General features: G+C 69.0%; 12 protein-coding genes. 5 read left to right on the top strand and 7 right to left on the bottom strand.

From position 1 onward, the window contains the following. Positions 1 to 1,824 (bottom strand): translational GTPase TypA (gene typA / locus VFZ20_RS15425; protein WP_329684800.1); only part of this gene is annotated, 1,824 nt, incomplete at its 3' end. Positions 1,825 to 2,305: 481 nt separating this feature from the next. Between typA and VFZ20_RS15420 the strand changes: the two genes are divergently transcribed. Together VFZ20_RS15420 and VFZ20_RS15415 are read left to right on the top strand one after the other, a co-directional pair. Further along, positions 2,306 to 2,938 (top strand): type 1 glutamine amidotransferase family protein, encoded by a 633-nt coding sequence (locus VFZ20_RS15420; RefSeq protein ID WP_329684799.1) that lies wholly within the window; start codon positions 2,306 to 2,308, stop codon positions 2,936 to 2,938. A gap of 56 nt (positions 2,939 to 2,994) precedes the next feature. Beyond that, positions 2,995 to 3,462, top strand: a complete 468-nt coding sequence (locus tag VFZ20_RS15415) for a MarR family winged helix-turn-helix transcriptional regulator (RefSeq protein ID WP_349264097.1) — start codon at positions 2,995 to 2,997, stop codon at positions 3,460 to 3,462. Between the two features lie 560 nt (positions 3,463 to 4,022). Here VFZ20_RS15415 and VFZ20_RS15410 read toward each other — a convergent pair. Together VFZ20_RS15410 and VFZ20_RS15405 are read right to left on the bottom strand one after the other, a co-directional pair. Continuing rightward, complete coding sequence (locus VFZ20_RS15410) at positions 4,023 to 5,360, bottom strand: MFS transporter (protein WP_329684797.1); 1,338 nt, start codon at positions 5,358 to 5,360, stop codon at positions 4,023 to 4,025. Between the two features lie 3 nt (positions 5,361 to 5,363). Continuing rightward, a complete protein-coding gene (locus VFZ20_RS15405) occupies positions 5,364 to 5,600 on the bottom strand; it encodes a hypothetical protein (protein WP_329684796.1) in 237 nt (78 codons plus the stop codon). Between the two features lie 163 nt (positions 5,601 to 5,763). Between VFZ20_RS15405 and VFZ20_RS15400 the strand changes: the two genes are divergently transcribed. Beyond that, positions 5,764 to 5,988 (top strand): hypothetical protein, encoded by a 225-nt coding sequence (locus VFZ20_RS15400; RefSeq protein ID WP_329684795.1) that lies wholly within the window; start codon positions 5,764 to 5,766, stop codon positions 5,986 to 5,988. Positions 5,989 to 6,063: 75 nt separating this feature from the next. On the opposite strand, the gene speB is transcribed toward VFZ20_RS15400, so the two are convergent. Further along, complete coding sequence (speB, locus tag VFZ20_RS15395) at positions 6,064 to 7,002, bottom strand: agmatinase (protein WP_329684794.1); 939 nt, start codon at positions 7,000 to 7,002, stop codon at positions 6,064 to 6,066. A 337-nt stretch (positions 7,003 to 7,339) separates the two neighbouring features. Between speB and VFZ20_RS15390 the strand changes: the two genes are divergently transcribed. After that, on the top strand, positions 7,340 to 7,717 hold the full coding sequence (locus VFZ20_RS15390; protein ID WP_329684793.1) for a hypothetical protein: 378 nt from the start codon (positions 7,340 to 7,342) through the stop codon (positions 7,715 to 7,717). A 123-nt stretch (positions 7,718 to 7,840) separates the two neighbouring features. Here VFZ20_RS15390 and VFZ20_RS15385 read toward each other — a convergent pair whose 3' ends face one another. Genes VFZ20_RS15385 through VFZ20_RS15375 form a run of 3 tightly spaced genes read right to left on the bottom strand, consistent with a single transcriptional unit; the run spans position 7,841 to position 9,995 of the window. Next, positions 7,841 to 8,350, bottom strand: coding sequence for a Fur family transcriptional regulator (locus VFZ20_RS15385; protein WP_329684792.1), 510 nt, complete (start codon positions 8,348 to 8,350; stop codon positions 7,841 to 7,843). A gap of 23 nt (positions 8,351 to 8,373) precedes the next feature. Then, complete coding sequence (locus tag VFZ20_RS15380) at positions 8,374 to 8,853, bottom strand: hypothetical protein (protein ID WP_329684791.1); 480 nt, start codon at positions 8,851 to 8,853, stop codon at positions 8,374 to 8,376. A gap of 14 nt (positions 8,854 to 8,867) precedes the next feature. After that, on the bottom strand, positions 8,868 to 9,995 hold the full coding sequence (locus VFZ20_RS15375; RefSeq protein WP_329684790.1) for a hypothetical protein: 1,128 nt from the start codon (positions 9,993 to 9,995) through the stop codon (positions 8,868 to 8,870). A 117-nt stretch (positions 9,996 to 10,112) separates the two neighbouring features. Here VFZ20_RS15375 and speA point away from each other — a divergent pair, with 117 nt between their 5' ends. After that, positions 10,113 to 12,065, top strand: a complete 1,953-nt coding sequence (gene speA / locus VFZ20_RS15370) for a biosynthetic arginine decarboxylase (protein WP_349264096.1) — start codon at positions 10,113 to 10,115, stop codon at positions 12,063 to 12,065. Positions 12,066 to 12,356: the final 291 nt, after the last annotated feature.

Genomic DNA, 12,356 nt, shown 5'->3' with positions numbered 1-12,356 from the left:
ACTCGCGGCGCGCGAGGCCTTCTTGCGGTCGTTGGCGGTGAGGAGACGCTTGCGCAGGCGCAGCGACTTCGGGGTCACCTCGATGAGCTCGTCGTCGGCGATGTAGCCCATCGCGTCCTCCAGGGTCATCACCCGCGGCGGCTCGAGCAGGATGTTGTCGTCGCTCCCGCTGGCGCGCATGTTGGTGAGCTTCTTCCCCTTGGTGACGTTCACCTCCATGTCGCCCGGGCGGCTGTTCTCGCCCACGATCATCCCCTCGTACACCGGCACGCCGGCGTCGATGAAGAAGGTGCTGCGCTCCTGCAGGTTGCCCAGCGAGAACGCCACGCTCTCGCCCGCCATCATGCTCACCAGCACGCCGCGGTTGCGCGTGTTCATGGGGCCCACGTACGGGCCGTACTCCATGAACCGGTGGTGCAGGATGCCCTCGCCGCGCGTGGCGGTGAGGAACTCCGAGCGGTAGCCGAACAGACCGCGCGCCGGCATGCGGTACACCAGGCGCACCAGGCCGCCGCCGGGGTTCTTCATCTCGCGCATCTCGCCGCGGCGCTGGCCCAGCTCCTGGATCACGGGGCCCATCAGCGTCTCGGGGACGTCGATGGTCACCTCCTCGTAGGGCTCCTGCAGCTGCCCGTCGGGCCCCTTCTTGAGGATCACGCGCGGGCGGCTCACGGCGAACTCGTAGCCCTCGCGGCGCATGGTCTCCATCAGGATGCCCAGGTGCAGCTCGCCGCGGCCGCTGACCGTGAGCGTGTCGGGGCTGTCCGTCTCTTCCACGCGCAGCGCCACGTTGCTCTCCAGCTCCTTGAAGAGCCGGTCGCGCACCTGGCGGCTGGTGACGTACTTGCCCTCGCGCCCCGCGAAGGGCGAGTTGTTGAGCATGATGTCGACCGAGACCGTCGGCTCCTCCACGGCGATGCCGGCCAGCGGCTCGGGCGCCGAGGGGTCGCAGACGGTGCTGCCGATGTCCACGTTCTGCAGGCCGCTGAGCGCCACGATGTCGCCGGCCGACGCCGACTCGATCTCCATGCGCTCCAGGCCGTTGAACGTGAACAGCTTGCCCACGCGGTTGCGCGCGCTGGCGGGCACGTCGCCCTCGTGGCCGTGCTCCAGCAGCACCACGCTGTCGCCCACCTTGACCACGCCGCGCTCGATGTGGCCAATGGCCAGGCGGCCCAGGTACGGCGAGTAGTCGATCGTGGACACCAGCATCTGGAACGGTCCCGCCTCGTCGCCCGTGGGCGCCGGGATGGTCTCCAGGATGGAGTCAAAGAGCGGCGTGAGGTTCTTGCGCTCGTCCGTGGGCTGCAGCATGGCCACGCCCTCGCGCCCGATGGCGTACAGGAACGGGCAGTCCAGCTGGTGGTCGTCGGCCTCCAGCTCCATGAACAGCTCCAGCACCTCGTCGTGCACGCGGTGCGGGTCGGCGTCGCCGCGGTCGATCTTGTTGATCACCACGATGGGCTGCAGCCCCAGCTCCATGGCCTTGCGGGTCACGAAGCGGGTCTGCGGCATGGGGCCCTCGGCCGCGTCCACCAGAAGGATCACGCCGTCCACCATGCGAAGGATGCGCTCCACCTCGCCGCCAAAGTCGCTATGCCCCGGGGTATCGACGATGTTGATCTTGGTGTCGCCCCAGCGAACGGACAGGTTCTTGGCCAGGATGGTGATCCCGCGCTCGCGCTCCAGCGGGTTGCTGTCCATCACCCGCTCCGCCACGTGCTGGTTCTCGCGGAAGGTGCCGGCTTGGCGGAGCATGTGGTCCACCAGCGTCGTCTTTCCGTGGTCGACGTGGGCGATGATGGCGATGTTGCGAATGGACATAGATCGACTCTTTGATGGCCGTTGCCCGGCCGTATGCGCTGCGTCAAGCGTTTCCGCGACGCGAAAAAGAAATACGGGCGCCTCAACGGAGGTGCCCGGTCTCGGAAACAGCCGTGTAAAATAACGAATTTGGATGTCAGCGTCCAGCCCCGCCCCTGCTGGCGGATCGGCGGATCGGCGGATCGGCGGATCGGCGGATCGGCGGATCGGCGGATCGGCGGATCGGCGGATCGGCGGATCGGAGCGAGCACGGTGCGTCGATCCCACGCGCAGTCCCAGCCTGAGCGGCTAAAGCCGCCGCTGGGACAGCGGTAAGCCCTGTCTCGCGCTGACGCGCTCTGCGAACAAGGCTTCAACCACCAACGCATGCACCCACCCGGCGTAGTGGACGGCGTTCATCCTGTTGACAGCATGCTGGCATCTGGCTATCATCGATCCACACGATGACAGCAGACTGTCAACTCATTTTTGGGAGGCGACGATGGAGCAGCAGACGGTGCACCTGTTCGTGCTGGACACGATGTCGGACTGGGAGCCCGGATACGCCGTGGCCGGCATCAACCAGCCCGCGTTCCAGCGCAACCCGGGCCGCTACTCCATCCGCACGGTGGGTCCCACGCGCGATCCCGTGCGCACCATGGGCGGCATCACCCTCGTCCCCGACCTGGCGCTGGACGAGCTGCGGCCGGAGAACAGCGCCATGCTCATCATCCCCGGCGCGGCGTCGTGGGATTCGGGCGCGCACCCCGAGGCCGTCGGGACGGCGCGCGCGTTCCTGGACGCGGGCGTGCCCGTCGCGGCCATCTGCGGCGCCACGGGCGCGCTGGCCCGCGCCGGCGTGCTGAACGGCCGTGCGCACACCAGCAACGCGCGCGAGTACCTGTCGTGGCAGACGGGCTACGAGGGCATCGCGCACTACGTGGACGCGCCCGCGCATCGCGACGGCGACCTGATCACGGCCAGCGGCACGGCGCCCGTGGACTTCGCGCGGGCCATCTTCGAGCGGCTGGACCTGTACGCGACCGAGGCGCTGGACGCGTGGTACGCGCTCTACAAGCACAACGACCCGGCCGGCTTCTACACGCTCGCCGCCCTGGAAGCGGCCGGCGCGTGAGCCGCCTGGACGAGGCGCGCCGGCAGGACACGGCGCGCTCGCCCGCCGGCACGGCGCTGACGGACCTCGTCATCCGCACCTTTCGGCTCAACGGGCTGTTCCTGGCCGTGGCGGAGCACATGGCGCGGCCGGCGGGGCTCACGGCCGCGCGCTGGCAGGTGCTGGGCGCCGTGCTGGGCGAGCCGCTCACGGTGAGCGACGCGGCGCGGGCCATGGGCCTCACGCGGCAGAGCGTGCAGCGGCTGGCGGACGCGCTCGTGGCGGACGGCATGGCGGAGTACGTCGACAACCCGCGCCACCGCCGCGCCCGGCTGCTGCGCCCCACGCGGGCCGGCTGGGACGCCATCGACGTCATCCGCCCCCTGCAGCACGCGTTCACGCACCACGTGACGGAGGGGATGGACGCGGACGATCTGCGCCACACCGTCGCGCTGATGGACCGGCTGATCGCGAAGCTGGAGGACGAGCCCTGGCGGCCGGATCACGGTCGCACCGAGGAGACGTCCGACGACATGGGACGGTGAACCGGTAAACGACAACCGCGACAACGCGATCCGTCCTGTGCTGTCATTCTGAAGGAGGCGCTGTCGCGATCCATCCCGTGCACGATGGCGCCGAGTGAAGACTTGGGTCGCGCCGCGCACGGCACTCGCCCGTGCACGAACCCCTCGCGCGCGAACTCAGCGCGCGGGCGGGATCAAGCACTCCGGCGACCAGATTCTTCGCTCGGTCGGCGCCGATGCATCATCGCAGGGACAGGTCCAGCCGGCGCCTCGGTCGCTCAGAATGACAGCGCGGGACGGTGTAAACAGAACCGCGACAACGGGATCCATCCCCTGCTGCGCAGACCTCGCCCGTGCGCGGGTGCGGTTCAACCTCCCCCAGTCTTTTTTGGGGGAGGTGGGCGAGCTCCGCGAGCCCGGAGGGGGCGCTCGCATGAGGCCGGCTCCACGCCTGGGGGCCGGCCTCTCGCTTTGCGGGCAAGATCCTTCGTCGCCGCCACGGTCCACGAATCGGGCGAGATCGCGCGGCGGCTCCTCAGGATGACGCTTCGCGGAAAGCGCGCCGGGATTGCGCGTTTCGCCTACCGCTCCACCTCCTGGCGCATGGCGGTGCTGCTGGAGAGCCCGTCGGCGATGGGCGGAAGGATGCCGCGCTCCACGTACAGCGGCCGCACCTGCCGCCGCAGCTCCGGCAGCACCCGCGCGAATACCGCCGCGGCGGCCACGCACGCCACGCCGCCCGCCATCAGCGTGCGCTCCGCGCCGATGCGCGCGGCCAATCCGCCCGCCAGCAGGCTGCCGAACGGCGTGGTCCCCATGAACGCCATGGTGTAGAACGCCATCACCCGCCCCCGCATGTCCTCGCGGACGATGGTCTGCAGAATGGTGTTGCTGCTGGCCATCTGCACCATGAACCCGCTCCCCGTCAGCAGCATCAGCACCAGCGACAGGGGAAGCGACCGCGACGCCCCGAACGCCACCAGCCCGATCCCGAACACGGCCGCCGCGATGGGGATCACCCGCCCCAGCCCCAGCACGCTACGCCGCGACGCCAGGTACAGCGCCCCGCCCAGCGCGCCCACCCCAGACGCGCCCATCAGGAACCCCAGCGTGTGCGGCCCGCCGTGCAGCGTCTTGTCGGCGATGACGGGCATGAGCACCGTGTACGGCATCCCCGTCAGGCTCACGACGGCCAGCAGGATGAGCACGGCGCGGATGGGGCGAAACCCGAACGCGTAGCGGAACCCCTCCGTCAGCTCCTGCATCACCCGCGTGTCGCGGCGCGGCGCCCGGCCCTTGGGCACGGCCATCAGCAGGAGCGAGACGATCACGGCAACGTAGCTGATGCCGTCCGCCAGAAAGCACCACGCCTCGCCCACGGCCGCGATCACGATCCCCGCCACCGACGGGCCGATGAGCCGCGCCCCGTTCACCATGGACGAGTTGAGGGCGATGGCGTTGGGCAGGTCCGCCCGGTCCTCCACCAGGTCCACGAGCATGGCCTGGCGGGCCGGCGTGTCGAAGGCGTTGATGACGCCCTGCAGGGCGCCCAGCCACAGCACGTGCCACACCTCGATGGTTCCCGCCAGCGCCAGCGCCGCCAGGGCGAACGACTGCAGCATGGCCAGCACCTGGGTGATCACCAGCACCCGGTACCGGTTCAGCCGGTCCACCCACACGCCGGCGAACGGCGCCAGGACAAAGGTGGGGATCTGGCTGGCGAAGCCCACGATGCCCAGCATGGCCGCCGAGCCCGTGAGGCGGTAGACCAGCCAGCTGGTGGCCACGCGGGTGATCCACGTGCCGACGAGGGACACGCTCTGCCCGGCGAAGAACAGCCGGTAGTTGCGGGACCGCAGCGCCCGCAGCAGCGACGGCCGTTCCGCCGCCGCGCCCGATCCGCCCGCGCCCCTCGCCATGGCTCAGCGCGCCGCTTGCTGGATCTCGCGCGCCAGGTCTTCGTCCGACAGGGACTCGTCCCAGCCGCCGGGCAGCTCCAGCGTCACGGACGCCGCGCCGCCCGTGGGCGTGCACACCACGCGGTAGCGGTCCGTGCCCTCCACGCGCGCGGCGTCGCTCTTTCCATCCTCCGAGAGCCCCGCGTACGCCTCCACGCAGCTCCACGTCGTCCCGTCCCCGTCCGTCACCTCGCGCGGCATTCCGTATCTCCCGGCCGTTGTGGATGTTGTCTCGTCACACCGGCGGAAGCGGGAAGCATGCCGAAGCGGCTCCAAACGAATTTCGTGCTTTATCCGGCGTATAAAGCTATCGTGCCACGGTCAAATTCATCCCTTGTTCAACCTTTCGAGGAGGGCACCGCTCATGAGAAAGCTGCGACTGGATCCCGAAACGCTGTCCGTGGAGACGTTCCGCACGGAGCGCGCGCAGCCGTCCGCGCAGGGAACCATCCGTGCGTGCCAGGAGCAGACGACGGTCTTCGGCGCCACGGCGTGCGGGCTGTGCGTGCCGCAGAGCTCACAATGCGACCCGAGCCAGGACAAGACCTGGTGCGTCTGCGTAAGCCAGTACGACTGCACCATCGATTGATGGTATCGTGCGAACGGCCGGCGGGATCGTCTCCGCCGGCCGTTCGCCGTCCTGCCGTGTGCCTTCGCCCGCGATTCAGCTGGTGCGCTGCTTGAGCGAGTGGTAGGCGATCATCTTGTAGACCAGCTTGGCCACGACGAAGTCCGGCGCCGCGTTGCCCCCGATGGGCGCCAGCTCCACCACGTCCACGCCCACGACGTTCTTGGTCTCGAACACGCGGCGCAGCAGCTTCATGGTGGGGTACCAGTCCGGGCCGCCCGGCTCCGGCGTGCCCGTGGCGGGCATGAGCGCCGGGTCGAAGTAGTCCACGTCGAAGGTGATGAACACGTCGTCGCCCAGCGCGTCGTACGCGCGGTCGATCCACGTGTTGTCCTCCCACATCTCGTCCGCGAAGATCGTGGTGATGCTGCCCTCGCGCTCGCGGATGAGCGCGCGCTCCTCCGACGTGATGGCGCGGATGCCCACCTGCACCAGGTTCGCCCGGTCGATGCACTGCGCCATCACGGCCGCGTGCGAGTAGGCGCTGCCCTCGTACTCCAGCCGCAGGTCGCCGTGCGCGTCGAACTGCAGGATGGTGAGCCGCCGCCCTTCCGGCAGACGGTCGGCGTGGGCCAGCACGGGCGCGCTGGTGATGCTGTGCTCGCCGCCCAGGCCGATCACCAGCTTGTCACCGGCCGCTTCCAGGAGGGTGGCCATGCACTCGCGCAGCTCCTTGACGGCCGCCTCGGGCCCGGCGGACGTAAGGTGCAGCGCCGGCAGCGTGTGCACGCCCACGCGCGGCCCCGGCTCGTCGTCCAGCTCCTGGTCGTACAGCTCGATGAAGCGCGACGCCTGGATGATGGCGTCGGGCCCCAGCTTGGTGCCGCCCTGGTAGCTGACGGTGCTCTCGTAGGGGATGGGGAGGACCACCACGCCGGCGTTCTGCCAGGTGGCCGCGTCGCCCTCCAGCCCCAGGAAATTGCGGGGAAGCTCCCAGGGAAGGTCCCGCAGCGCCGCGGGAATCTGCTCGCTCATCGATTTATCCGTCCGTTCTGCGTGGATGCCGTTCCGAGCGCCCGAAAAGAACGGCGCGCCCCCGCCCCGTCAAGCCGCACGGTCTGATCCACCCCGCTCTCCTCCTGCCGCATCCGCCCTCCGCACCGTGACGAATCAACACACTTGCTAAGAATCCAGCAGGTGCTAATTATTCGGCAGAGCACCGGATGAGCCGAAGCGCGACAGGAAGCCACACCCCATGCGCCTGGGGAGACGAGCAGGAGCACACCAAAATTTGTCGACAAGTTAGCCGATAATTTGCGGGGCTGGCGATTCCCGCCAGTTCCGTTTTCACCCCGGAGCACGGGAGGCAGTTATGTCCATGCTGAAGATTGGGGCTACGCTGGCGGTGGTGGGTTTCGCCGCGGCGTTCACGTCGCGCGAGCCGGCGGCCGCGGCTCCCACGCCGCCCGCCGGCGCGGTCAAGTCCACGCTGTCGGTGTCGATCAGCGGGCCGTCGACGCCGGCGCGGAACGTCAACTGCCAGTACACGGCGGTCGTGAGCGGCGGAACGCCCCCGTACACGTACGACTGGATCGGCTCGGGGCTCATCGACGGCTGGAACGATCCGACGGCGACCTACAGGTGGTCCAGCATCGGCAACAAGGCCATCCACGTGGACGTGATGGACGCGCTGGGCGCCACCGGCAGCGCCGACCTGGGCGTGACCGTGCTGAGCACCGGCAGCTGCTGATCCGCATCCGCCTGCAGAACGCAGAACCGCCCCGCGAGATCCAGTCTCGCGGGGCGGCTTTTCCGTACCTCCGTACCTCCGTACCTCCGTACCTCCGTACCTCCGTACCTCCGTACGCGCAGCTCAGAACGTCAGCGCCGGGCAGGCCACACCGTCGCTCGTGAGCTCGATGCCGGCGGCGCGGCAGTCGGGGCACAGGCCGTACACCTCCAGCCGGTGCCGCGCGGGGAGAAAGCCGTGCGCCCGCGCCACCTCGTCCTGGATTCGCTGCACCTCGGACCGGCGGAACTCCACCACCTTGCGGCAGTGCGTGCAGACCAGGTGCTGGTGGCCGCGCTGCTGGCCGAACAGGTGCTCGTACCGCTTGAACCCGTCGCCAAAGTCGTGGTCCTGCACCAGGCCGCTGCGGACGAGGATCTCCATCGTCCGGTAGATGGTGGCCTTGCCGATGCGCTCGCCCCGCTTCTTGAGCTCGGCCTCGATCTCCTCCACGGACAGGTGGTCCTCGGAGGTGAACACCACGTCGGCCACCACCTCGCGCTGCTGCGTCACCGGCAGCCCCTGCTGGCGCAGGTAGCGCCGGAACAGGTGCAGGTACGGCGACGACGTGACGGACTGTTCGATGGTGGCCATTCAAGGTCCTGGGAGCCGCGGGATCAGGCCGGGGGCCGGCTGTTCCCTAACGATAATAATTCTTGATTGCCGGGGTCAAGCGCCACGCCCGCCAGCTCGGTCAGCAGCAGGGTCCAGGCGTGCCCGTCGCCGCCCGTCTCGCGCACGTCCGGCGTCTCGGGCACGTCCAGCCGGTGCAGCACGCCCTCGATGATGCGGTCGATGCGGTCCACGGGCACCGTGCCCACCTCCGCCAGCTCGTCCGTGCGGATGGGCGGGCCCTTGGGCTGCGGATCGCTCACGTAGTGCAGCGTGTGGATGGTCCGCGTGCGCCGCGCCTCGTCGCCCCCCGCGAACGAGGACAGCACGGCCAGCCCGCTCTCCCGCGCGCCCAGCAGGCGGGGCGGAAAGAGCCACACGGCGTCCACGCGCTCCGGCGGCAGCCGCTCGGCGATGGCGCCTAGGGCCGCCGCGAGGACGGGGTTCACCCGCCCGGGCTGGGGCTGCTGCTCCGGGGGGTTCAAAGGCCCGGGCTGGCTCAGGCCGCGCCGGCGGGCTGGGGCGCCCGGGCGCGCTCCATCACTTCCTGCTCCACGTAGAAGCGGAGGACGTGCAAAAAGTCCTGCGCGTTGGTGATGACGCCGAACGCCTGGTGCGTGCCCCGATCCTTGAGCTTGCTCACGACGAACTCCGACGAATCCACGCAGATGGTCGTCAGGGGCCGGATGTCGCCCGTGGCCTCGCTCCACACGTACGACGGCAGCATGTTGCCCGTGGCGATGGAGTGCAGCGCCGTCGCGATCATGATGACGCCCGTGCAGCGCCGCGTGTGCGCCTTCATCGTCTCCTGGCAGACGATGGCGTCAGTGATGGTGTCCGGCAGGGGCCCGTCGTCGCGGATGGAGCCGGCCAGGACGAACGGCACGTCGCTCGTCACGGCCGCGTGCATCACCCCCTCGCGGAGGATCCCCTGCTCCACCGCGGCCCGGATGGACCCGGCGGCGCGGACGCGGTTGATGGCCCGCATGTGGAACGCGTGGCCGCCCTCCACGGGGATGCCGCGGTTGTTCATCCCCAGCGTGGTGCCCAGGGTGGCGCTCTCGATGTCGTGCACGGCCACGGCGTTGCCGCCAAAGAGGGCGCCCACGAACCCCTCGCGGATGAACCACGCCAGCGTGTCGCGGCCGCGGGAGTGCAGCACGGCGGGCCCCACCACCCAGATGAAGTGCCCGCCCCGCTCGCGCTCGTCCACGAGGATGCGCGCCATCTCGCCGTAGTCCGTCGGCTTTTCGCGGCTCACCTCGGACGACATGAACTTGAATTCGCCCTCGGGGCCCACGTCGCCCTCCGCGCCCATCAGCCCGCTGGCGTGGACGAAGATCCCCTCGCTGCCGTCCTCGGCAAAGCCCATGGCCACGGGCTGCCCGGCGCGCACGTAGCGGCCTTCCAGGACGCGCGGGACGCCGTCGGGGTCCAGCACCAGGGCGCTGTCCATCCGCGGGTCGCGGGGCAGCTTCCAGGCGCCGGTCTGCAGCTTGACGTAGGTGGGCAGGTTGGTCGTGGAGAAGAAGCCCTCGGGAAGCACGCCGTCCGCCGGGGCGGGAGCAAAGCGGGCCGCGGGGGCGCCGGAGAAGCGGGGCTGCGAAAAGTCGGGTGCCCGGTACATGCGCTTGGAAAGACTCAGGGAACGAGGTCGCGCGATCGGGCCCGAAACTAGCCGATGGAGGGCTCCGGGAACAAGGCGGGGGCCCCGGCCCTTTCGCGCGGGGGGCAAAGGGTCCAGATTCGTTGCCCTCAACATCCAGGGACCCACCACGTTTGGCCGGAGGAGGCTGAGCTGCCTAAGAAGTGGACCATCGACGATTCCCGCGAGCTGTACAACGTGGAGGGCTGGGGAATCGGCTACTTCGACATCAACGACCGGGGCCACGTCACCGTGAGCCCCGCCAAGGCGTCCGGCCCCGCGCTGGACCTGTTCGAGATGGCGATGGACCTGGAGGCGCAGGGCGTGGGGCTGCCCCTGCTGCTGCGCTTCAGCGACATCCTGCGCACGCGGATCGAGACGCTGGGCGACCGGTTCGCCACGGCCATCAAGGAATACGGCTACGAGGGGGGCTACACCACGGTGTACCCCATCAAGGTCAACCAGCAGCGCCACGTGGTGGAGGAGATCGTCGAGTACGGCGAGCGCCACGGGGTGGGGCTGGAGGTGGGCTCCAAGCCGGAGCTGCAGGCCGTGCTGGCCCTGCACGAGCGCACGGACCACCTGATCGTGTGCAACGGCTACAAGGACGAGGAGTTCATGCGGCTGGCCCTGATGGGCCAGAAGCTGGGCCACAAGGTGCTCATCGTCATCGAGAAGATCAGCGAGGTGGAGGTGCTGCTGCGCGTGGCGGCGGAGATGGGCGTGGAGCCCAACGCCGGCGTGCGCATCAAGCTCAGCGCCACGGGCGCGGGCCGGTGGAGCGAGACGGCGGGCGAAAAGAGCAAGTTCGGGCTCAACAGCGCCCAGCTGGTCAAGGTGATCGACATGCTGGAGAACGCCGGCAAGCTGGGCGCGCTCAAGCTCATCCACTTTCACCTGGGCTCGCAGATCCCCGACATCCGTAACATCAAGCTGGCGATGACGGAGGTGGCGCGGTACTACGTGGAACTGCGCCAGCTGGGCGTGAACGTGGAGTACGTGGACGTGGGCGGCGGGCTGGGCGTGGACTACGACGGGTCGCGCAGCACCAGCGCGGCCAGCGTGAACTACTCCATGCAGGAGTACGCCAACGACATCATCTACTCGCTGGCCGAGGCGTGCCGCGAGAACGAGGTGCCCATGCCGCACGTGATCAGCGAGAGCGGCCGGGCGCTCACGGCGCACCACGCGCTGCTGCTGATCAACGTCATCGACCTGGAGACGCAGAGCCCCGAGAAGCCGGAGCCGGTGGCCGAGGACGACCACGCGCTCATCCACGAGCTGGCGGGCGTGTACCGCGAGCTGGACGCCCGGCGCGTACACGAGGTGTACCACGACGCCACGTTCCTCAAGGAGCAGATGGTGGTGCACTTCAACTCCGGCACGCTGTCCCTGCGCGAGCGGGCCAACGGCGAGCGGTACTGGCTGGCCATCATGAACCGCGTGGCGCAGCTGGCCGCGCGGGACCCGGAGGAGTACGAGGACATCCTGCCGGAGCTGGAGGCCATCCTCATCGACCGGTACTTCTGCAACTTTTCGCTCTTTCAGTCGCTGCCGGACAGCTGGGCCATCGACCAGCTGTTCCCCATCATGCCCATCCACCGGCTGGACGAGGAGCCCACGCGCCGCGGCACGCTGCAGGACGTCACGTGCGACAGCGACGGCAAGATCGACCACTTCGTGGGGTGGAAGAAGGCCAAGCCCAGCCTGGAGCTGCACCCGTTCCGGCACGGTGAGCCGTACGTGCTGGGCATCTTTCTGACGGGTGCGTACCAGGAGATCCTGGGCGACCTGCACAACCTGTTCGGCGACACCAACGCCGTGCACATCCGGCTCACGGAGACGGGATACGAGATCGGCGACCTGGTGCACGGCGACACGATCACCGAGGTGCTGAACTACGTGCAGTTCAACACGCAGGACCTCATCAGCACCTTTCGGCGCAAGATCGCCAACGCCGGCAGCCGCATCACCCGCGCGGAGGCCAACGCCTTCATCGCGGACTACATCGCCGGGCTGGCGGGGTACACGTATCTCGAGGGAGAAGCGTAGGGTCCGCTTCGCGGGGTACGAAGGTACGGGGTACGAAAGTACGGAACGGACGAGGGCGGGCTCCCTGGTGGGGAGGCCCGCCCTTTCGTTCGCCTTGGAAAGAAGTGGACGGCACCGGATACGGGGTACGTCTCCCCGCGGTCTCGCGTCGACGGCGGCGTGAGCGTCAGGACGTAAACCGTTGCAATGACTGGATTCGGTTCACATCGGGCCGCATAGGAGCGATCTGCTTGGGTCCGGTGCCGGACGAGGTTTTGGGGAGGGCTTTACAGGGATGAAAGTGTACGTTAG

Origin of the sequence: Longimicrobium sp. (assembly GCF_036280135.1) — a bacterium.
Taxonomy (GTDB): Bacteria; Gemmatimonadota; Gemmatimonadetes; order Longimicrobiales; family Longimicrobiaceae; genus Longimicrobium.
This window is presented reverse-complemented; position numbering and strand designations above follow the sequence as displayed.

Coding starts and splice junctions, on each gene's coding strand:
- VFZ20_RS15420 (WP_329684799.1), top strand. CDS start 2,306: ATGGAGCAGCAGACGGTGCACCTGTTCGTGCTGGACACGATGTCGGAC.
- VFZ20_RS15410 (WP_329684797.1), bottom strand. CDS start 5,360: ATGGCGAGGGGCGCGGGCGGATCGGGCGCGGCGGCGGAACGGCCGTCG.
- VFZ20_RS15405 (WP_329684796.1), bottom strand. CDS start 5,600: ATGCCGCGCGAGGTGACGGACGGGGACGGGACGACGTGGAGCTGCGTG.
- VFZ20_RS15400 (WP_329684795.1), top strand. CDS start 5,764: ATGAGAAAGCTGCGACTGGATCCCGAAACGCTGTCCGTGGAGACGTTC.
- speB (WP_329684794.1), bottom strand. CDS start 7,002: ATGAGCGAGCAGATTCCCGCGGCGCTGCGGGACCTTCCCTGGGAGCTT.
- VFZ20_RS15390 (WP_329684793.1), top strand. CDS start 7,340: ATGTCCATGCTGAAGATTGGGGCTACGCTGGCGGTGGTGGGTTTCGCC.
- VFZ20_RS15385 (WP_329684792.1), bottom strand. CDS start 8,350: ATGGCCACCATCGAACAGTCCGTCACGTCGTCGCCGTACCTGCACCTG.
- VFZ20_RS15375 (WP_329684790.1), bottom strand. CDS start 9,995: ATGTACCGGGCACCCGACTTTTCGCAGCCCCGCTTCTCCGGCGCCCCC.